Annotated in this window: 18 protein-coding genes; 8 read left to right on the forward strand and 10 right to left on the reverse strand. The window is 57.2% G+C overall.

What is annotated here, in order from left to right; translation table 11 throughout:
* Positions 1-570 precede the first annotated feature (570 nt).
* Positions 571-2664 carry a DNA mismatch repair endonuclease MutL gene (gene mutL / locus ACZM8Y_RS06765; protein ID WP_482330380.1) on the reverse strand — a complete coding sequence of 698 codons (2094 nt, stop codon included), beginning with the start codon at positions 2662-2664 and terminating at the stop codon, positions 571-573.
* 122 nt (positions 2665-2786) lie between these two features.
* Between mutL and ACZM8Y_RS06770 the strand changes: the two genes are divergently transcribed.
* The gene (locus ACZM8Y_RS06770; protein ID WP_308772219.1) at positions 2787-3278 is read left to right on the forward strand and encodes a GlcG/HbpS family heme-binding protein; all 492 of its coding nucleotides are present in this window, start codon (positions 2787-2789) and stop codon (positions 3276-3278) included.
* A 246-nt stretch (positions 3279-3524) separates the two neighbouring features.
* Here ACZM8Y_RS06770 and ACZM8Y_RS06775 read toward each other — a convergent pair whose 3' ends face one another.
* From ACZM8Y_RS06775 to ACZM8Y_RS06805, 7 genes are all read right to left on the reverse strand, one after another.
* Positions 3525-3770: a hypothetical protein gene (locus ACZM8Y_RS06775; RefSeq protein ID WP_482330382.1), complete on the reverse strand. Its 246-nt coding sequence runs from the start codon at positions 3768-3770 to the stop codon at positions 3525-3527.
* Positions 3767-3907 (reverse strand): hypothetical protein, encoded by a 141-nt coding sequence (locus tag ACZM8Y_RS06780; protein WP_482330384.1) that lies wholly within the window; start codon positions 3905-3907, stop codon positions 3767-3769. The genes ACZM8Y_RS06775 and ACZM8Y_RS06780 overlap by 4 nt, the downstream gene beginning before the upstream one ends.
* Before the next feature lie 100 nt (positions 3908-4007).
* Positions 4008-4574 carry an HD domain-containing protein gene (locus ACZM8Y_RS06785; RefSeq protein ID WP_482330386.1) on the reverse strand — a complete coding sequence of 189 codons (567 nt, stop codon included), beginning with the start codon at positions 4572-4574 and terminating at the stop codon, positions 4008-4010.
* Between the two features lie 23 nt (positions 4575-4597).
* Positions 4598-5044 (reverse strand): GNAT family N-acetyltransferase, encoded by a 447-nt coding sequence (locus ACZM8Y_RS06790; protein WP_482330387.1) that lies wholly within the window; start codon positions 5042-5044, stop codon positions 4598-4600.
* Positions 5045-5209: 165 nt separating this feature from the next.
* Entirely contained in the window at positions 5210-6127 is a 918-nt protein-coding gene (gene lpxC, locus ACZM8Y_RS06795) for a UDP-3-O-acyl-N-acetylglucosamine deacetylase (protein WP_302551525.1), read from the reverse strand.
* A gap of 130 nt (positions 6128-6257) precedes the next feature.
* Positions 6258-7205: a peptide chain release factor N(5)-glutamine methyltransferase gene (gene prmC, locus ACZM8Y_RS06800; protein WP_337431767.1), complete on the reverse strand. Its 948-nt coding sequence runs from the start codon at positions 7203-7205 to the stop codon at positions 6258-6260.
* 362 nt (positions 7206-7567) lie between these two features.
* Entirely contained in the window at positions 7568-8134 is a 567-nt protein-coding gene (locus ACZM8Y_RS06805; protein ID WP_482330390.1) for a cysteine hydrolase family protein, read from the reverse strand.
* Positions 8135-8270: 136 nt separating this feature from the next.
* Here ACZM8Y_RS06805 and ACZM8Y_RS06810 point away from each other — a divergent pair, with 136 nt between their 5' ends.
* Positions 8271-9821 (forward strand): sulfatase-like hydrolase/transferase, encoded by a 1551-nt coding sequence (locus tag ACZM8Y_RS06810; protein WP_479859889.1) that lies wholly within the window; start codon positions 8271-8273, stop codon positions 9819-9821.
* Between the two features lie 1186 nt (positions 9822-11007).
* On the opposite strand, the gene groL is transcribed toward ACZM8Y_RS06810, so the two are convergent.
* Together groL and groES are read right to left on the reverse strand one after the other, a co-directional pair.
* Positions 11008-12651, reverse strand: a complete 1644-nt coding sequence (gene groL, locus ACZM8Y_RS06815) for a chaperonin GroEL (protein WP_302551519.1) — start codon at positions 12649-12651, stop codon at positions 11008-11010.
* Between the two features lie 73 nt (positions 12652-12724).
* On the reverse strand, positions 12725-13012 hold the full coding sequence (gene groES / locus ACZM8Y_RS06820; RefSeq protein WP_005030493.1) for a co-chaperone GroES: 288 nt from the start codon (positions 13010-13012) through the stop codon (positions 12725-12727).
* Positions 13013-13521: 509 nt separating this feature from the next.
* On the opposite strand from groES, the gene rplU reads away from it, so the two are divergent.
* The 6 genes from rplU (at position 13522) to rfaD (ending at position 19114) form a co-directional block, all read left to right on the forward strand.
* The gene (gene rplU, locus ACZM8Y_RS06825; protein WP_302551517.1) at positions 13522-13830 is read left to right on the forward strand and encodes a 50S ribosomal protein L21; all 309 of its coding nucleotides are present in this window, start codon (positions 13522-13524) and stop codon (positions 13828-13830) included.
* A gap of 25 nt (positions 13831-13855) precedes the next feature.
* Positions 13856-14137 (forward strand): 50S ribosomal protein L27, encoded by a 282-nt coding sequence (gene rpmA, locus ACZM8Y_RS06830; RefSeq protein WP_005030497.1) that lies wholly within the window; start codon positions 13856-13858, stop codon positions 14135-14137.
* Positions 14138-14352: 215 nt separating this feature from the next.
* Positions 14353-14754 carry a hypothetical protein gene (locus tag ACZM8Y_RS06835; RefSeq protein WP_482330391.1) on the forward strand — a complete coding sequence of 134 codons (402 nt, stop codon included), beginning with the start codon at positions 14353-14355 and terminating at the stop codon, positions 14752-14754.
* Positions 14755-14781: 27 nt separating this feature from the next.
* On the forward strand, positions 14782-15888 hold the full coding sequence (gene obgE / locus ACZM8Y_RS06840) for a GTPase ObgE (protein ID WP_302551515.1): 1107 nt from the start codon (positions 14782-14784) through the stop codon (positions 15886-15888).
* Positions 15889-16933: 1045 nt separating this feature from the next.
* On the forward strand, positions 16934-18082 hold the full coding sequence (gene proB, locus ACZM8Y_RS06845) for a glutamate 5-kinase (RefSeq protein ID WP_337431895.1): 1149 nt from the start codon (positions 16934-16936) through the stop codon (positions 18080-18082).
* 60 nt (positions 18083-18142) lie between these two features.
* Positions 18143-19114 (forward strand): ADP-glyceromanno-heptose 6-epimerase, encoded by a 972-nt coding sequence (rfaD, locus tag ACZM8Y_RS06850; RefSeq protein ID WP_302551513.1) that lies wholly within the window; start codon positions 18143-18145, stop codon positions 19112-19114.
* Positions 19115-19787: the final 673 nt, after the last annotated feature.

The following is a 19787-nucleotide window of genomic DNA, read 5'->3' on the forward strand; positions in this document are numbered from 1 at the left end:
ATGTATAATCTATTGAAATTATGTAATTGTTTTAAGTCGCAAAATATTATTTTAAATAGTTTCAAATAATTATATAAAATAACAACACAGCCTAGAGCGTTTCACGTTGAAAATGCTCTTCCGATTGCGGGAAGCAGGCTGTCGCTGCGAAGGTACAAGTACAATGTTGCGTTGTTCAATGCCGGAGCAAGTGTGTTTTAAACTTTAATATTATAAAATTTTAGGCTCTGTCATAGTGTATAGTTGTTTTATTTCAGCAGCATGATGAAAATAGAGGCTTTTTCTCCAATTTTTCCGCTGACGGATCCCATGATTGGGGCACGTTATTGGTTATTCTTTTGGAATTTCAAGAAATAAAACATCAACCGTTTCCTATGTCACAGCAAATTTTAGAGTTCATTTGCTCCAGCCCTCCGCAGTTCCGGGGGACGTATGCGGACGGGAAACGCTCGGCAGTCCCCGGATCCGCCATCGACCCATACGAAATTCTTTGGGGAGGGAGAGGGGAGGCTTGGAGGGGAGAGGGAGGGGCTTTCTTCAGAAAGGCCCTCCCTCTCCCCTCCAATTCCCTTACCCCACCCTTTTGAACATCTTGTCCAGATCGCTGGTGCCCCATTGCAGGACGCAGGGCCGCCCGTGCGGGCAGAACTGGCGGTTCTCGGTCATGAGCCACTGGGCGATGAGGTTGACCGCTTCATCCGGGGCAAGGGCGTCCCCGGCCTTGATCGCGGCTTTGCAGGCCATTGTAGCCCAGAGCGAATGGAGATCCTCCTTACGCCCGGCGAGTACCTCACGGATGAATTCCCCGGCGGCGGCACGCTCCAGCAAAGGCGGCACGGCACGCACTTCGAGCACGGTTCCGGCTCCCTGCTCCCGCAGCGCCAGTTCAAAGCCGAGCGCGGCGAGGGATTCGTGGAACTCCTGAATACGTTCCCGTTCCGCCGGATGCAGCGTATATTCAAGCGGCAGCACCAAGGGCTGGGACATGCCCGAAAAGCCCCCGGCCTCTATCCGGGACACCAGTACCCGTTCGTGCGCGGCGTGCTGGTCGAGGATCAGCAGGGACGCATTCTCGCGGCTGTTGCGCATATCCCGGAGCAGCAGATACGTCCCGCCGATCTGCCCCATGTACACGTAAGGGCCGACGCGTACTTGGCCTTCGCCGAGCTGCTCGATTTCAGGCTGTTCCGGTTCGGACCGTTTCGGCCCGGAAGGTTTGGCGCGGTCGGCGGCTGGTGCGGCTGACGGCTGCACGGCGGCATACGGCGGGTTTTCCGGCGACGGAGCCGAACCTGCCGTTGGGGGCTGCGGATCCGCGAACGCTTGGGGGGCTTCGTGGAAGGCAGCTGCGGCGGGCTTGTCGGGAGCCATATCCCAAGGAAGCCCTTCCTCGCCGTACAGCAGCGGATCAGGGGCGGAGGCCGGTTCGGAGGATGCCCGCCCCGACACGGGGGGCACGGAGGAAGGCGTTTCCTCGTGATCCGGCGGTATGAGGGGTTGCTGCTGAGGCCGCATGATCCGCTCCCGATCCGCTTCGCCCCAAAAGCCGAGGGGCTTGGGCTCGTACGCAGGGGCATGGCGCGCTTTTTCGCCGGAAGGGGCCGCATCAAGATCGCCCGTGGGAAGGCTGCGGACAACCGCCTCTTCCACGGCCCGGAGTACGGCCCCGAACACGGAACGCTCATCCCGGAAGCGGACTTCAATCTTGGCCGGGTGTACGTTGACGTCCACTTCTTCCGGCGGCAGTTCCATGAACAGGACGATCTGCGGGTATTCCTTGGAGAGGAGGCGCCCCTTGTAGGCCTCGCGGACGGCGCGCAGGATGACCTTGTCGTTGACGGCCCTGCCGTTGACGTAGAGCAGCATCCGGTCGCCGCGCGGCTGGGCCTGTCCGGGCGGTGAGGTCAGCCCGTGGACGCGGATGTCATGGGTGGTACGGTCGAACGGCAGCAGGGTTTCCGTAACGGAGTCGGGCCAGATGACCGAGAGGCGTTCCTGAAGGGACTGCCCGGCGGGGAAGCGCAGGACTTCCCGCGTCCCGGCAAGGAAGATGAAGCCCGCGTCCGTGTGCGTGAGCGCCAGACGGGTGAGGAGTTCCTGCGCGCGCTTCTGTTCGGTCGCGGGCGCTTTCAGAAATTTGAGGCGGGCGGGGATGGTGGCGAAGAGGTCGCGGATTTCGACGACCGTTCCCTTGTGCAGGCCGCTCGGCCCTTGCTGGGCGAGCACGCCGTGTTCCATCTGGATGAAGGCCGCATCGGGATCGGCGTCTTCCGAGGCGCGGAAAGCCGATTCCATGCGGAAGCTGGACACGGAAGCGATGCTCGGCAGGGCTTCGCCGCGGAAACCGAAGGAGCTGATGTGCCAGAGATCGTCCATGCTGGTTATCTTGCTGGTGGCGTGGCGCGTGACGGCCAGCTCCAGCTCGGCGGCGGGGATGCCTACGCCGTTGTCCCTGACCCGGATAAGGCTCTGCCCGCCGTTTTCCAGCGTGACCTCGATCAGCGTTGCCCCGGCGTCGAGGCTGTTTTCCACAAGTTCTTTGACTACGCTCGCGGGGCGCTCCACGACTTCACCCGCTGCGATCTGATTGCGCAGTTCGGGGGAAAGGAGGTGGATGCCGCGGCGTTCGGCAGGTGAACCGCCGTGAGGAGGTGTTTCGTTCATGTCATTTGATATAGTGCCTTGCGGAAAAAGGCGCAAGTGGATACCGTAAGAGAAAGCGGAACGCCGGGCTGCGTTCCGTGGGATGGGGCGTTTTGCCCATACCGCAACAGATGGAGGTTTCCATGCGTCGTCTTTTCTTGTCCGGCCTGATGGTTCTGGCTTTTTCCTTTACCGCGTTCGCCGGTGTGGATGTGAGCAAACTCCAGCTTCCCGGCGACATCACGCAGGCACAGGCCGATACGGTCATCAAGGGCGCCCTCGCCAAAGCCAAAGAGCAGGGCGTGCCCATGAACATTGCCGTCGTGGACGCCGGGGGGAACCTGAAGGCCTTCACGCGCATGGACGGGGCTTTCCTCGGCAGCATCGACGTTTCCATCGGCAAGGCCCGTACAGCCCGCCTGTTCAACATGCCGACCTCCGCCCTCGGCGCGGCTTCGCAGCCTGGCAAGGAGTTGTACGGCATTGAAGTCACCAACAACGGGCTGGTCATTTTCGGCGGCGGCGAACTGCTCAAGAACAAGGACGGCGTCATCGTCGGCGCTATCGGCGTGAGCGGCGGCAGCGTGGCTGAGGATACCAACGTAGCCAAGGCCGGCGTCGCGGCGTTCAAGTAGTCGGTTCCATACAAAAACGGGAAGGGGGCCGGGAATAGGCAGGTGCGCTTGCCGCCCCTCCGCAGCCCTTTTCCTTCAACAGACCTTTTTTCTCTCCGCAGCCGAAATGGAGCCGACAGCCGGAATCCGCCGGGTCGCATTCCATAATGGGGCGGGTAGGTGAAGGTTTTCGGCGGGGTTCCCGTCAGGCAGGGCAAAGGCATGTGGGCCGGAAGGTTCCCATGCCCTTGCCGTTTTTTAGGGCGTTCAATCCGTGCCGTGGATCTTGGCGGCGGTTTCTTCGTCCAGAACCGTGCGGAGTCCGCGCAGGAATCCGTTGCCCTCGAAGTATTCTTTTCCGTAGCCGAAATGGAGCCGATAGCCGGAATCCGCCGGGTCGCATCCCATAATGGGGACGGGTAGGTGAAGGTTTTCGGCGGGTTTCCCGTCAGGCAGGGCAAAGGCATGTAGGCCGGAAGGTTCCCATGCCTTTGCCGTTTTGGGGGCGTTCAATCCGTGCCGTGGATCTTGGCGGCGGTTTTTTCGTCCAGAATCGTGCGGAGTTCACGCAGGAATCCGTTGTCCTCGAAGCATTCTTTTCCATAGCCGAGGTTGAACCGGTAGCCGGAATCCGCCGGGCTGTGTCCCAAATGGGGGCGGATAAGTGAAGGTTTTCGGCGGGGTTCCCGTCAGGCAGAACAAAGGCATGTGGGCCGGAAGGTTCCCATGCCTTTGCCGTCTTTGGGGCGTTCAATCCGTGCCGTGGATCTTGGCGGCGGTTTCTTCGTCCAGAATCGTGCGGAGTTCACGCAGGAATTCATTGCCCTCGAAGTATTCTTTTCCGTAGCCGAGGTTGAACCAGTAGTCGAAATCCGCCGGGTTGCGCCCCTGATTGTGCTGGATGATGGTTTCCGCCTTGTCCAGCGCCTTGACGAGCCGGGCTTCCGGGGTGGCGTTCGCATTGTATTCACGCCACAGGGCCAGCAAGGATTCGGCTTCCCGTTCGGGGAGCAGGGAAAAGGCCTTGTGTACGGCCCGGCTTTCCTCGTCGTTTTTTTCTTGCGGGTCTGGGCACAGGGCCGCCGAAATATCCCCGCCGTAGAGTTCGCCCATGTCGTGGATGAGGCTCATCATAAGCACTTTTTCCCTGTCCAGTCCGGGAAGGCGTCCCGCTGCGAGCCCGGCGAACAAGGCCAGCCGCCACGAATGTTCAGCCGTGCTTTCCCGCCGTCCGTCGTGTGCCCATGCCGTGCGGGTGACGGCCTTCAGCCGTTCGGCTTCCTTGATGAACCGCAGATAGTGTTCGATGAAGTCCACTGGTGTTTCCTTGGGCGTCCCAGTCAGGCCAGCTCTTTTTTGAGGTAAAGCATGTCCGTGAGGAGAACGCCGTTTTCGTAGATAGGTTCGGGGTAGTTGTCGGTAAAGAACCCGGTGACGGTATGCGAGGGCGTGAAGCCGAGCCGGGTGTAAAAGGCCACGCCGCTGTCTGAGGTTCCCACATACATCATTCGGAAACGTGCCGCATAGTATTTGAACAGGGCCGTCATCAGATGGGTCGCGTGCCCCTGCTTTTGGAATTGGGGATCGGTGGCGAGGTTTTTGAGTTCGCAGGCCGTATCGGAATACGGGGTGACCACAGCCACGCAGACGGGCGCGCCGCCGATGGAGAGGACGTGCATATCCCCGGCTTCCAGATAGCGATCGATCATGGCTTCGCAGGGGTCCGCGAGCAGAAGGAGCGGGAGGTACTGTTTTTTGTCGGCCTTGATGGTCTGGAAGGTGGTCATTGGTGCGCCTCGAAAAAAGGTTGGCGGCATTTCCGCCCGTGAGGAAAAAAGGAAAGCGCCTGCCGTCCCGAAAGGGGCGGCGGGTACGGAAAAGGGGGAGCGGCGTACCGCGCGGGGAAAGCCCGCAGGGTATACCGTCCCCCTCGTTAGGTCGGATGGGGTGCCTTATGCCAGAGCCAGCGAACCTTCGTAGGCGGGCCGCTTTTCGCGGGCCTTGCGGTTTTGGGCCTCTTCAAGGGAGAGGTCGATGAGCTGGAGCGCCCGTTCGCTTTCCGCCTTGCGCAGGAAGGCGTTGTTCAGTTGATGGCCTGAGCAGCAGATTTCAAACTGGCCCTGAATGGGCATGCCGAGCATGGCCATGTCGCCGATGAAGTCCAGCACCTTGTGGCGGACGAATTCGTCCTTGTAGCGAAGCCCCTCAGGATTCATCACGCCGTTGTCGTCGAGCACGACAACGCTTTCCAGGGAGCCGCCGCGGGCGAGGCCGTGGCTGTGCAGATATTCGACATCCTTGAAGAAGCCGAAGGTGCGGGCGTTGGCGACGCGGGCGAATGTTTCCGGGGTGACTTCCATGCTGAAGCGTTCCCGGCCAATGGCCGGATGGGGAAAGTCGATGGTGCAGTCCACGCGGAACCCGGCATAGGGGAGCGCGCGGATATACTTGTTGCCGTCACGCAGCTCCAGAGGGCGGCTGATGCGCATCACCTTGCGGGGCGCGGGCAGCTCACGGATGCCGGCTTCGGCGAACAGCTCCAGAAACGCCGCAGCGGAACCGTCCATAATCGGGATTTCACCGCCTTCGACGCTGATGATCAGGTTGTCGATGCCAAGGCCAAGCACGGAAGCCAGCAGGTGTTCCACCGTGGAGACGGTGGCCCCGTTCGAGCCGAGAGTGGTGGCGAGCACCGTCGTGGCGACGGCTTTGGGGGCGGGACTCACGCGGCGGATGCCATCCGGGGTATGGATGTCAAAGATGATGCCCGTGTTGGCCGAAGCGGGACGAAGGGCAAGGTAAACCTTGTTGCCGCTGTGCAGGCCAATGCCGGAACAAGTAACGACGCGTTGAATAGTAGTCTGGTTCATGGAATCCCTCCGCTCTAACCTGTAGCAAGAAGCGGGCCAAATTCTTTATTTTTGTATCTCCCTTGAACAATATGAAAAAAATGTATTGTGACAAAAAAACAATCGTGTCTTTTTCACAACACTGTGGCCCTCAAGCCGCAGGCTTCCGGGCGCTCGCCACGCGATCGCGCCCCGCCAAATCTTTGAGAATCAAGACGTTTTCCCATCTGTGGCTTTCAAGCAACACTTTCAGGGCAGCGCCTTGCGCATAGCCGTGCTCCATAAGCAGCAGGCCGCCCGGTTTGAGGGCCACGAAAGCCTCTTGAGCCACGGCTATCAAGTGTTCCAACCCTTCCGGCCTGTCTGGGGAAATGGAAGGGGCGGGCTTGTGTCCGGCGCCGTGATCATGATGGTGGTCATGGCTGGGGATTTTATCCGAGTCCACAAAATTCGGGATGAGCGCCGTGACGGGTTCAAAATCACGGACTTCGGCGGAGAGCCCTTCGTATTCGGCCTTGCCGACATAGGGCGGGTTGCTGACCAGCAGATCCAACGATTCCGGGCGCAGGAGAGGCCGGGTGAAGTCGGCGCGGACGGGTTGGAGCCGTTGGCGGACATTGTGGCGCACGGCGTTTTGGCAGGCTACGGCCAGTGCGCGGCCTGACAGGTCGACCATGAGGCCGTGCCAGTCGGGGCGTTCCGCGCACAGGGTCACGGCGATGCAGCCGCTGCCCGTACCCAGATCCGCAAAGCTGACGGGGCCGCCGCAGCCTTTGAGGGCCGCTTCGATCAAGTGTTCCGTTTCAGGGCGGGGGATGAGGGTGGCGGGCGTGACCCGGAAGTCCCTGCCGTAGAATTCGCGCTGGCCGAGGAGGTAGGCGGCGGGCTCGCCATCGGCCCGGCGGCGGAGCAGGCCGGTCATGCGGGAAAGCTGATCGCTGGTGAGGAGGGTTTCCGGGCGGGTGGCGAGTTCCACGCGGCTGATGCCGCAGACGTGCTGGAGGATGAGTTCGGCGGACAGGCGCGGCGAGTCCACTGCGGCCTCTTGCAGCGTGCGGGTCGCTTCGCGGATCCAGCCGGATCGGGAAAGTTCAGGCATGGGCGTATCCTTTGGGGGTGAAAGGTGGGGGAGGGGAGAAGGGGCCTTTCTGAAGAAAGCCCCCTTCTCCCCTCCCCCACACCCCCTCCTCTCATCCCCCAAAGACTTTTGACTGGTGGGGAGGCGGCGCGGAGGGAGTTCCTGTTGGAAAAGGGTAGGGGAGGGCATACCGCAACCGTAGGCAGGGCTTCCCCTTTTGGGCGGAAAGAACAGGGGAAGCCCGCCTTGGGCCGCGTAACGGAGAGTCCTCTAGGTTGTGTCGTTGTGTAACATATAACAATTTGAAATTATTGAAATAATGTTTTTGTAGATTGAAAATGATTTAATAATTTCAATAGATTATGTCTAATTGGCAGCATGGCCTAGGCCAGTGCGGAGGGCAGTTCCGCCAGCGTGACGCAGGTGATGCCCATATTTTTCATATCGCGGATATTGGTTGCGGCGATTTCGTCCGTTTGGGCGGAGCAGGCGTCCGTGACCACGATGGTGTTGTAGTCATGGCTCATCGCATCCGTGGCGGTTCCCCGGACGCAGTTGGGGTATTGCGTCCCGGCGATAAGCAGCGTGTCGATCTTGAGGCGCCGCAGGATCATGTCGAGTTCCGTCTGGAAGAACGCGCTGAAACGGAGCTTGCGCAGGATGGTTTCACCCGGCAGGGGCGTGAGCCCATCGACGATCTCGGCGCCTTTGGTGCCGGGGACGCAGATGCCTGCCCCTTGGGTAAACAGCGGCGCACGCCCGATCTCCACATCGCTCCCATCCCGGCGGTGCTGGCGGATCACGTGGATCACGCGCCAGCCTTCCGCGCGTGCGCGGTCGAGCAGTTTGCGGATGGTGGGTACGGTGGCCTGCGCGCCCTTCACGCACAGCGGGGCTTCGGGAAGGACGAAATCGTTTTGCATGTCGATGATGACGAGGGCAATGTTCATGATGGTTCCTTGGCTGCGTGTTTGGCTGCCGTTCTTCCGGCAACGAAGGGGACATCAAGAAGAGACGTTTCTCTTTACGATAGGATGTCGAACAGGTATAGCCCTTTTGCTGAAGAATTTTTAAGAGGTAATAAGCATGAAAGAAAAAATATTGCCCGGTCTCTTTTTTGGGGTGAGCGTGCTCTGCGGTCTTTTGTACAATCCGGAAGTCTTCAGCTCTGCCCGTGGTTTTCAGTTGATATACTTTGGATTTTTATACGCGAGCCTGTTCCTTTCCTGCTCATTGCTGTTCGCCCGTTGGAAAAAGGTAGGGGCTGTCGGCATTTTTCTCCTGCATGGCATCGGGTTGGGATTGACGTATTTTTATTGGGTATACGGCAGAATCCTCACCTATGATGTCCTTGCCGCCATGCTTGAGGCCAACGCCTTTGAAATAAAAAGTTTTTTGAGTATCCCTCTCGTTTTCACAGCCATCTTGGCCATTGTGGTTTCCGCAGCCCACGCCTATCTGCTGCGTTTTGTCCGCATAAGCAATAAAAAATGGATTGCCGGTTTGCTTCTCTTGGTTTCGGCTTTTCTGATTTTGAAAGAGGGAGGAAAGCTCTATATAGACAAAACGGATCCGGAGTCTCCCCTCAGGACGTATCTGGGAACGCGCAACATTGTCCCTCTGTCCTTCTTTTCTGTTTTCAAGACGTATTGGGTAGAAGAGGAAAAATCACAGCGTTTGGCTTCGTTGCCTTCGCCGGCGGATTTGCCCTCCGAATGTGGGGCTGACAAGCCCATCGTTGTCCTCGTGTTGGGCGAAAGTGCCCGTGGCGATCATTTCAGCCTGAACGGATACCAAAGGAAGACGAACCCCCAACTGGAACAAGTAAGCCATATCATTAACTTGGGGATTGCCCATTCCTTCGCCGTGCAGACGAGAAACTCGCTCATCGGCATGCTGACGAACGCCACGGAGGAAAACAGAGTCCCTACGATGGGGAGCTTTATCCCGCTATTCAACAAGCATGGCTTCATGACGTGTTTTTATTCCAGGCAGAATAGGCTTGGCCGTTCAGGGCATTTGACGGACGCCCTCATCGGATCATCGAAAGAGATACGGTACTTTCATTCCCCTACGGATCAGGATTTGTTGAAAGAAACGGAACCGTTGTTCAAGGCATATCCGAACGGCCTGCTGCTGTTGCTCCATACGACGGGATCGCACTACGATTATCGTGGAAACTATACGGATACATTCAAGGTTTTTGTTCCGGATGAGTATACGCCCGAATCAATGATGGCGCACCGGCAGAATGTCATCAATGCGTATGACAATACAATCGTCAAGACGGATGATTTTCTTGCGAAACTCTACGCGCAGTTGAAAGGCTATGACGCTATTGTGGTGTATGTATCCGATCACGGGCAATTGCTTGGCGAACATGGAAGGTTTTTGCATGCAATAGGCGGGACGGGAACGGAATACCCGGAGCAGAAAAATATCCCTTTCTTCTTTTGGTACAGTGAGTTGTTTTCCAAAAAGCGTGGAGATGTCGTTGCGGCGCTCAAACAGGCTGCTACATCAGGGAAAACTTTTACGCATGACTACTTATACCATACGATAATAGCCTTGGGAGGCATCCGTTCCAAAGCCGTAGAGCCTCAACTGGACATCACAGGGATGGGATCTCTCGATTGATTTCAAGGGCTCTGCCATAGCATCTGGTTGTTTTATATCTACAATATGCTGAAACTCCAGTTTTTTCTCCAGTTTTCGCTGACGGGCTTTATGATTGGGAGCATTTTATTGGTTATTCCTTTGGAATTTCAAGAAATAAAGCATCAGCCGTTTTCGGGGGGTGCCTTTCACTGCGTTGGAAGTGCGGCCGTATTCACGGCAGCGAATGCTCCGTTGAAACAGGGGCAGATGAACGACCTCTGATTGCTGTATCAGCCGGAAACTTTAACACAGCCTTAAAATATGGCTCTGTTATAGCACGTAGTTGTTTCATCCCCACAGTGTGGTGAAAATATAGCTTTTTTTCCAGTTTTCCCCTTGGCGGGATCCACGGCCAAGGTATTTTTCCGGTTATTCCTCTGGAATTTCAAGAAAAAAACATCAACTATTTTCTATAACACAGCCTAAAATATTTTCCGAACAGTTTGCGACAAGAAGGCATCCCCGGCATCGGGGATGCCTTCTTGTTCATTGCGGCTTCAGCCTGTTGAGGGCGCGAGGCAGCCGAAACAAGAAACAACCCGCTATGTGGGTGGTCATTATGGGCGAAGACTTCTCACAGAGCAGTGAGTTCCAAAAAGGCAAAGCTGATAGTCGCCAAAAAGCAACTCTCCTTTTACAAAAAAGTTGTCCTGACTTCCGTAGCTATAAAGGAGGGCGAGAATAGATACGCAAAGTTTGGAACATAGGTGTTGAATTATGCATATCATATTATACTTGTACCGAAGTTCCGCCTTAATCTCACCTTTTTCTGAAGGCTTTGTTATAGCATGTAGTTGTTTCATCTCCATAGTGCGGTGAAAATATAGCTTTTTTCCAGTTTTCCCTTTGGCGGGATCCACAGCTAAGGCATTTTTCCGGTTATCCCTTTGGAGTTTCAAGAAAAAAAGCATCAACCATTTTCTATAGCACAGCCTTCCTGAACCATGCCCGTATGGAAATTGTGGTAATCGGGAAAGCGGCGAACAGGGATTCGATAAACGTGAAAGTCTTGGGAAGGAGAGGGGTGGGGTTTGGGGAGGGGGGAGGAAACCTTTCTGGAGAAAGGTTTCCTCCCCCCTCCCCAATAATAACAAAATCCCCCGGCAACATGGCGCTGCCGGGGGATTGATTCAGCTAGGCTGCGAGGGCCGTGCTAAGCCGTGGCTTAGTACATGCCGCCCATGCCGCCCATTCCACCCATGTCGGGCATGGCGGGCATGTCCTTCTTGGGTTCGGGCTTTTCGGCGATGGCGCATTCGGTGGTCAGGAGCAGGGAAGCCACGGAAGCGGCGTTCTGCAGGGCGATGCGGGCCACCTTCTTGGGATCGATGACGCCGGCCTTGATGAGGTCTTCGTATTCGCCGGTAGCGGCGTTGAAGCCGAAGCCGTCCTTGCCTTCACGAACCTTTTCCACAACCACGGAACCTTCATGCCCGGCGTTGCCGGCGATGAGGCGCAGGGGTTCTTCAAGGGCGCGGCGGACGATGTTGAGGCCAGCCAGTTCGTCGTCATCGGCGGGCTTGATGTCGTCGAGAACCTTGATGCAGCGGACGAACGCGGTGCCGCCGCCGGGGATGATGCCTTCTTCAACGGCGGCGCGGGTCGCGTTGAGGGCGTCTTCCACGCGGTCCTTCTTTTCCTTCATTTCGGTTTCGGTAGCCGCGCCGACATGAATCACGGCAACGCCGCCCACCAGCTTGGCGAGGCGTTCCTGCAGCTTTTCGCGGTCGTAATCGGAAGTGGTTTCTTCGATCTGGGCGCGGATCTGCTTCACGCGGGCCTTGATTTCGTCGGACTTGCCGGCGCCGTCAACGATGGTGGTGTTTTCCTTGTCGATGACCACGCGCTTGGCGGTGCCGAGCGAGGACAGGGGCAGGCTTTCCAGCTTCACGCCGCGTTCTTCAAACACGGCTTCGCCGCCGGTGAGGATGGCGATGTCTTCGAGCATGGCCTTACGGCGTTCGCCGAAGCCGGGAGCCTTCACGGCCACCACGTTCAGGGCGCCGCGGAGCTTGTTCACCACGAGGGTGGCCAGGGCTTCGCCTTCGATGTCTTCAGCGATGATCACCAGAGGACGGTTGACCTTGGCGACCTGTTCCAGCACGGGGAGCATGTCCTTCATGCTGGAGATCTTCTTTTCGTTGCAGAGGATGTAGGGGTTGTCCAGTTCGCAGACCATCTTTTCGGGGTTGGTCACGAAGTAGGGGGACAGGTAGCCGCGGTCGAACTTCATGCCTTCGACGACGTCCAGCGTGGTTTCAAGGCCCTTGGCTTCTTCAACGGTGATGACGCCTTCCTTGCCGACCTTGGCCATCGCTTCGGCGATGATGTTGCCGATGGTGGCGTCGGAGTTGGCGGAAATGGTGCCGACCTGAGCGATTTCTTTCTGATCGCGGGTGGGCTTGGCGATGTTGCCGAGTTCTTTGGAAACGGCTTCAACGGCCTTGTCGACGCCGCGCTTGATGGCCATGGGGTTGCGGCCGGCGGCCACGAGCTTCACGCCTTCGCGGTAGATGGACTGGGCGAGCACGGTGGCGGTGGTGGTGCCGTCGCCGGCGATGTCGTTGGTCTTGGAGGCCACTTCGCGCACCATCTGGGCGCCCATGTTTTCAAACTTGTCTTCGAGCTCGATTTCCTTGGCGACGGAAACGCCGTCCTTGGTGATGACGGGGGCGCCGAAGGACTTTTCGATCACGACGTTGCGGCCCTTGGGGCCGAGGGTCACCTTGACGGCGTTGGCGAGCTTGTCCACGCCGCGGGACAGTTTTTCACGGGCTTTGGCGTCAAACAGAATTTCTTTGGAAGCCATGAGAGTATCCTCCAGAACTATCTATAAAAAATAAGAATTGATGTTTCAGTCGCAGCGGCAAAAACGGGGCTGCTTAGGCAATGATGGCAAGGATGTCGTCTTCACGCATGACGAGATGCTCGGCGCCGTCGATTTTGACTTCGGTGCCGGCATACTTGTTGAAGAGGACCATGTCGCCCACCTTCACAGCCATGGGAACGAGCTTGCCGTCGTCGGCATGCTTGCCGGGGCCCACGGCGACCACTTCGCCCTTGGAGGGCTTTTCTTTGGCGGTGTCGGGGATGTACAGGCCGCTGGCGGTACGTTCCTCGGATTCGAGGCGCTTCACAAGAACACGGTCATTCAAAGGTTTCAAACTCATGACGACTTATCCTCCAAAAAAGGTATTTTTTTGTTGCAACCAGCCCCGTCATCATCGGACTGCCTGCGGGGAATCCCTGCAAGCCATCCGAAATGGCGGACGTATCCCCGATATAGCGGAAGAGGCCGCTCGTTTCAAATCGGGATGGACGCTCGCCGGGGGGGTAAGCCTTGCAAGTGGGCCGTGGTGTTCCGGCCTCTCGTGGCATTAAATAATTCCCCTGCGCGCGTTGGGAAGGGGGGAAGGAGGATTTTTTTTGCATTTTTTCCTCTTTTTTAATAACTGCCGGTAAATAATCGCTCTTTTTGCCGTCTGACCGGGGCGGCTCCTTTATCCCCCTTGCCATATCCTTAAAAAGAGGATTATAAACGGAATTCGCGCCCGCTGGCCTGCACGAACCCTTCACCTAAGAGCAACCGCACGTGGGCGAACCTGCAAAGTACACCAATCCGCTTGACAGGTTGCGGAGAAGGGGGTACTAATCCCTTCTCTTTTTTCGGAGGTTCTTAATGTACGCGATTATCGAAACGGGCGGCAAGCAGTTCCGCGTTGAAGAAGGCACCAAGATCCTCGTGGATCGCATGGCTGCCGACGTGAACAGCGAAGTGTCCCTCGACAAAGTGCTTATGGTTGGTGGGGCCGAACTGAAGATCGGCGCGCCCTATGTTGAAAATGCCAAGGTGACGGCCACTGTGCTGGATCACGTTCGCGGCGATAAGATTCTTGTCTTCAAGAAGTGGCGCCGCAACGATTCCCGCAAGCTGCAGGGCCATCGTCAGGACTATACCGCCATTCAGGTGAAGGCCATCGAAGCCTAAGCCCGAAGTGTAAGGAGATCCCCTCATGGCACATAAAAAAGCAGGCGGCAGTTCCCGCAACGGTCGCGACAGTAACGCACAACGCCGCGGCGTGAAGCGTTTTGGTGGGCAGCCCGTTCTCGCTGGCAACATCCTCGTTCGTCAGCTCGGCACCGTGATCCATCCCGGCGAAAACGTGGGCATGGGCAGCGACTACACCTTGTTCGCCAAGATCGACGGCACGGTGAAGTACGAAACCTATGTTCGCAAGCGCAAGATCCAGAAGCGCGTCCACATTCTGCCTTTCGAAGCTCCCGCTGCCGAATAGTTCGCAGAAAAGACGATTTTTCAAGGGAAGGGGCCGTCAGGCTTCTTCCCTTTTGGTGTATGCGCCGTCTCCGGGCGGAGGGTGCCTTTCCCTAAGGGCAGGCCCTTCCCGCCCCATTTTCCCGAAGATGGCCCGGCCTCCCTTCCCCGCTCCTTTTTCATTCCACAAAAAGGCGTTTCCCCTCCTCCGCATTGCGCAAGGCTCAAGGAGATGTGATGGACAAGATGTTTGTGTTCGCCGTCCAGTTGGGGATACTGGCCCCCTTTTGGCGCAGCATGCAGGCGTTGTTGTGGGCCAATACCGGCAGGGTGCCCGAAGGGGCGTTGTGGAATATCGCTTACTGCGGAGGGCCGCTCCTGATGGCCTGCGCCCTTGCCCGGTGGCGGATGCTCAAAGGAAAGGAATTTTTTTCCCTGATTCAGGCCGTCTGCGGCGTCTTGCTGGCGCTGCTCGTCTCAACGGTTTTCGTCTGGGTGGGGACGCCTGAGAGGGGGATGCCGCCGGTATCCGCGTACGGTTTGGCGGTTGACGGCGTGCTCTATGCCGTCGGGCTGGCCTTGGCCGTGTTCGTCTGCAAGAGGCGGCTTTTGCAGACGGGCGGCGGCAGCGATAGATAATTTTATGGTAAGGAACAGGATATTCATATGCGTTTTGTGGATGAAGCTGTGATCAGCGTTAAGGCCGGCAAGGGCGGGAACGGCTGTGTATCGTTCCGGCGTGAAAAATTCGTACCTCGCGGCGGGCCGGACGGCGGCGACGGCGGCGACGGCGGCAGCATCATCCTGCGCGCCGATTCGCGCCTTTTGAGCCTGTACGACTTCCGCATCATGCGCCACTACGAGGCGCAGAACGGGCAGGGCGGCATGGGCAGCCAGCGTTACGGGCGCAAAGGCGAGGATTTGATCCTCAACCTGCCCGTGGGTACGCTTGTATTCGAGCAGACCCCCGAAGGCGAGCATATGCTGGCCGACCTTGCTGAAGCGGGCGACGAATATCTGGTGGCGCGGGGCGGACGCGGCGGCAAGGGCAACGAGCATTTCAAGTCCTCGACCATGCGCGCCCCCCGTTTTGCGCAGCCCGGCGAACCCGGCGAAGAGCGTAACCTGCGCCTTGAGCTCAAGATCCTTGCGGACGCGGGGATCATCGGCCTGCCCAATGCGGGCAAGTCCACCTTCATTTCCCGCATTTCGGCGGCCCGGCCCAAGATTGCGGCCTACCCCTTCACCACGCTGACGCCCAACCTCGGCGTCGTGATCGACGAGTATGATCCCGATCAGCGTATGGTGGTGGCGGACATCCCCGGCCTCATCGAAGGCGCCAGCGAAGGGCAGGGCCTTGGGCACCGCTTCCTCAAGCATGTGGAGCGGACTCGTTTTCTCGTCCACATCCTCAGCATTGAGGACGTGAACCCCGAAGAGAACCCTTGGGCGGGCTTTGACCTTGTCAACGATGAGCTGAACGCCTTTGATGAAGAGCTTGGCCTGCGCCGCCAGTTGCAGGTCATTAACAAGATAGACCTGCGCACGCCTGAGGAAGTGGATGCCCTCCGCGCCATCGCCGCGAGGGACGGGCGAGAGGTTTTCTTCATGTCCGCGGATCAGGGCGAAGGCGTTGAGGAGCTGCTTGCCGCCATGTGGCGTCTCCGCGCCGAAATGGAAGCCCACGCGCCGCTGCTGCACTATCAGGAAATGGTTCTTGAAGACGAGGAGTTCCCGGACATCGAGGTGGTGTACACCCGCGAGACGGATTAGTCGGATATTTTTTCTTGGGGAAGGGGAGGGGAAACTTTCTGGAGAAAGTTTCCCCTCCCCTTCCCCAAACCCCATCCCCTCCTCTTCAAAGATTTTCGACTGGTGGGGAGGCCGCGCGGCGGGAGTTCGTTCCGGCCGGGGGAAGATGGTTCTTTTCTTCATGGCTCTGTCATAGTACGTGGTTGTTTCATCTCCACCGCACTGTGAAAATACAGTCTTTTTTCCGGTTTTCCCCCTGGCGGGCTTCATGGCTGAGGCATTTTGGGGGTATTCCCTTGGAACGTCATAGAAAAAGGCATCAACCTTTTTCTATGCTTCATCTATAGTGGATAATGATGAGCTCGTTTCGGTCTGGGTGAGAAGAGGGGATGGAGGCGTCCGGCCCAGAAACCTGATCAAAGTCCGTTCCGGCTGGGTGGGGAAGAGGCAAGAGTTTTTATTGCATTATGAAGGGCGGGAGAGCTTCCCGCCTTTTTTGTTGTAGGGACAAGAAGCCGGGATGTTCGCTTTTTCGGTGATTTTTTAAAAATGTATTTTTTAGGCTCTGTTATAGTATGTGGTTGTTTCTCATCTCCACAGTGCGGTGGAACATACAGCCTGTTTTCCCCTTGGCGGGAGCTGCGGCTAAGGTCTTTTCTGGTTATCCTTTGGAACTTTAAGGAAAAAGTGTCAATCATTTTCTATAACACAGCTATTTTTTAATTTGGCGCTGTCATAGTACGTGGTTGTTTTTATTAAAAACAACACATTGAACATATAGATTTTTCTCAATTTTCCCCTTCGGCGGGCTTCATGGTTGAGGCCTTTTGTTGGTTATTCCCTTGGAGCGTCAAGGAAAAAGGCATCAACCATTTTCTATGACACAGCCTTTAATTATTGTTGAAATCCGGCGTTCATTGCAGAAGTGGATGTCTCAAGGGCCGGGGACTGGCGTTTGAGGGGAATTTGTGGTGTAACCGGGGTGTTGTGCAGACCATTAAGCCGGGTCAAGGGGCGTCGCCCCTTGTGGGTACAAGCCCGCCGGAGGCATCATACGGAGTACATCATGAACTGGCAGGAAGAACGGGACGCGACGCTGCGCGAGGCCCGATGCGTAGTGGTCAAGGTTGGATCGGCGGTTCTCAGCACCGGTTCCGAACTGAACCTCCCCGTACTGGACAATCTGGTCGATCAGCTTGCCGTGTTGAGCCGTCAGGGGCGCCGCGTGGTGCTGGTGTCTTCCGGGGCCGTGGCCGCCGGGCGGACTGCGCTCAAGAAGCTGCCCGGCGAACCCGTTGCCGTGGGGTTGAGCGGCAAGCAGGCCGCCGCTGCGGTAGGGCAGGGGCGGCTCATGCACCTGTATGACAACGCCTTTGCCGAGCGGGGCATCCTGACGGCGCAGGTTTTGCTGACCCGTGACGACCTCAAGAACCGTACTCGGTTCCTCAATATCCGCAATACGTTCAGTGAACTGCTGGGCTGGGGCGTTATCCCGGTGGTCAACGAAAACGATACCGTGTCCGTCAACGAGCTCAAGTTCAGCGACAACGACAACCTCGCCAGCCTGCTCATCAATCCGGTGGAGGCCGATTTGTTCGTCAACCTGACGACCATCGGCGGCGTTCTGGACGCCAACCCGCTGGAAACCCCCGACGCCGCAATCATGCCCTGCATTGAGGACATCCGTGCCCTCAATCTCGATGCCCTGTGCGGCGGCAAGACTTCCGTGGGCACGGGCGGCATGTATTCCAAACTGCTTTCCGCGCACCGGGTGGCGCAGCTCGGCGTGCCCACCGCCATCCTGCCGGGCTGCGAACCGGACGTCATCCCCCGCCTGTTCGCTGGCGAGGCCATCGGAACATGGGTGCGGCCCGAACAGCGCACGGTTTCCCGCCGCAAATACTGGCTGGCATATCAGGCCGATCCGCAGGGGACGCTGTACCTCGACGCGGGCGCGGCGGATGCCGTCAGAAATCACGGCAAGAGCCTCCTGCCCGGCGGCATTACGGAAGTTCACGGCAGTTTTGAGTCGGGGGCGCTCGTGCGGCTCGTGTTTGGCCGCGAAACGGTGGGCGTGGGCCTGAGCAACTACAATGCTGCGGATCTGTTGCGTATCAAGGGGCTGAAAAGGCATGAGGTCGCCGCCATTCTCGGCGACGCGCATTACCCCGAAGTGGTGCATCGCGACAATCTGTTGCTGGATGCGGCCTTGTAGCGTACAAAAAACGGAGGCGTCCGTTTCCCGACGGCGTCATTGCATTTTTAAGGAGTGACCATGTACATCGTAACAGGCGGTGCGGGCTTCATCGGGAGCGCCATGATCTGGCGGCTCAACGAAGCGGGCATCGACGATATTCTGGTTGTGGACAATCTGGCTTCCAGCGAGAAATGGCGTAACCTCGTCAACCGTCGGTACCGGGACTACGTGCACCGTGACGAATTCCGGCGCATGGTGCAGGAAGGCCGTGCCCCGCAGAAGGTTGAAGCCGTCATCCATATGGGGGCGTGCTCGTCCACCACGGAACGCAATGCCGATTTCCTGATGGACAACAACCTGCATTACAGCCAGATGGTCTGCCGTTACGCCCTTGAGCAGGGCGCGCGCCTCATCAATGCGAGCAGCGCGGCGACCTACGGTGACGGTTCGCACGGCTTTTCCGACAGCCTGCTGACCACGCTGTCCCTGCGCCCCCTCAATATGTACGGTTATTCCAAGCAGATGTTCGATCTGTGGGCCTACCGCGAGAATCTGCTCAAGAGCATCGCCAGTGTGAAGTTCTTCAATGTTTACGGACCCAACGAGTACCACAAGGGCGAGATGAAGAGCGTAGCTTGCAAGGCTTTCACCGAGCTGCGCGAAACCGGTTCGCTCCGCCTGTTCAAGTCGGATCGCCCGCAGTATCCCGACGGCGGCCAGATGCGCGATTTCGTGTATGTAAAGGACTGCGTCAACGTCATGTTCTGGCTGTTGGAGCATCCCGAAGCCAACGGCATCCTGAACATCGGTTCAGGCAAGGCCCGCACATGGAACGATCTCGCCAATGCGGTGTATTCCGCGATGGACAAGATCCCGGACATCAACTACATCGACATGCCCGCCACGCTGAAAGGCCGCTATCAGTATTACACGCAGGCGGACATGGCGTGGTTGGAACGCCTCGGCTGCGGCATTCAGTTCCACAGCCTTGAGGACGGCGTTTCGGACTACATCAAGAACTATCTGATGAATCCCGATCCGTACTTGTAGGAACGGGAAGGGAAGAAAGTATGTTGGGGAGGGGAGGGAAGAACTTTCTGTAGAAAGTTCTTCCCTCCCCTCCTATCTCAAAGACTTTTGACCTTATCGAATCCCTTTTGCAGGTTTTTCCTGTGGCTGTGAGGCGTTGAGCAGAGGAAAGAGCCTTATTTAGGTTTAACCGTATGAAAAAAGGCGAGGAAGTAAATGCTTTCTCGCCTTTTGTTTTTGGCTGTGTTTGCAGGAAACGCTTGATGTTTTTTTTAAGTCCCAAAGGAATAAAACCAATGACATGCCTCAGCCATAGAGCCCGCCAGCGGGAAAACGGAGAAAACTCTTTCTTTTTACTCTGCTGTGGAGATAGAGCAACCACATCCCCTGACAGAATCTTATTTTTGGGCTGTGTTATAGAAAATGGTTGATGCTTTTTCCTTGAAGTTCCAAAGGAATAAAATCAATGAGATGCCTCAGCCATAGAGCTTGCCAACGGGAAAACGGAGAAAACTTTGCCTTTTTACTTTGCTGTGGAGATAGAGCAACCACATCCCTTGCAGAATTTTATTTTTTTAATGCGGAACCGGGAAGGTAGGTCGGGTAAACGGGGCTGAGTCGTTCCTAGTGAATCCTTCTTGCAGATTTTTTCTATGGTTGTGAGGCGTTGAGCAGAGGAAAGGAGCACTTTTTA

The sequence above is a fragment of the Bilophila sp. genome (genome assembly GCF_057864385.1).

What these genes read in the sequence shown, in the direction of transcription:
- ACZM8Y_RS06770 (WP_308772219.1), top strand. Translation starts at nt 2,787, where the DNA reads ATGCGTCGTCTTTTCTTGTCCGGCCTGATGGTTCTGGCTTTTTCCTTT.
- prmC (WP_337431767.1), bottom strand. Translation starts at nt 7,205, where the DNA reads ATGCCTGAACTTTCCCGATCCGGCTGGATCCGCGAAGCGACCCGCACG.
- ACZM8Y_RS06835 (WP_482330391.1), top strand. Translation starts at nt 14,353, where the DNA reads ATGGACAAGATGTTTGTGTTCGCCGTCCAGTTGGGGATACTGGCCCCC.
- ACZM8Y_RS06810 (WP_479859889.1), top strand. Translation starts at nt 8,271, where the DNA reads ATGAAAGAAAAAATATTGCCCGGTCTCTTTTTTGGGGTGAGCGTGCTC.
- mutL (WP_482330380.1), bottom strand. Translation starts at nt 2,664, where the DNA reads ATGAACGAAACACCTCCTCACGGCGGTTCACCTGCCGAACGCCGCGGC.
- ACZM8Y_RS06805 (WP_482330390.1), bottom strand. Translation starts at nt 8,134, where the DNA reads ATGAACATTGCCCTCGTCATCATCGACATGCAAAACGATTTCGTCCTT.
- obgE (WP_302551515.1), top strand. Translation starts at nt 14,782, where the DNA reads ATGCGTTTTGTGGATGAAGCTGTGATCAGCGTTAAGGCCGGCAAGGGC.
- rplU (WP_302551517.1), top strand. Translation starts at nt 13,522, where the DNA reads ATGTACGCGATTATCGAAACGGGCGGCAAGCAGTTCCGCGTTGAAGAA.
- rfaD (WP_302551513.1), top strand. Translation starts at nt 18,143, where the DNA reads ATGTACATCGTAACAGGCGGTGCGGGCTTCATCGGGAGCGCCATGATC.
- rpmA (WP_005030497.1), top strand. Translation starts at nt 13,856, where the DNA reads ATGGCACATAAAAAAGCAGGCGGCAGTTCCCGCAACGGTCGCGACAGT.
- proB (WP_337431895.1), top strand. Translation starts at nt 16,934, where the DNA reads ATGAACTGGCAGGAAGAACGGGACGCGACGCTGCGCGAGGCCCGATGC.
- ACZM8Y_RS06790 (WP_482330387.1), bottom strand. Translation starts at nt 5,044, where the DNA reads ATGACCACCTTCCAGACCATCAAGGCCGACAAAAAACAGTACCTCCCG.
- groES (WP_005030493.1), bottom strand. Translation starts at nt 13,012, where the DNA reads ATGAGTTTGAAACCTTTGAATGACCGTGTTCTTGTGAAGCGCCTCGAA.
- groL (WP_302551519.1), bottom strand. Translation starts at nt 12,651, where the DNA reads ATGGCTTCCAAAGAAATTCTGTTTGACGCCAAAGCCCGTGAAAAACTG.
- lpxC (WP_302551525.1), bottom strand. Translation starts at nt 6,127, where the DNA reads ATGAACCAGACTACTATTCAACGCGTCGTTACTTGTTCCGGCATTGGC.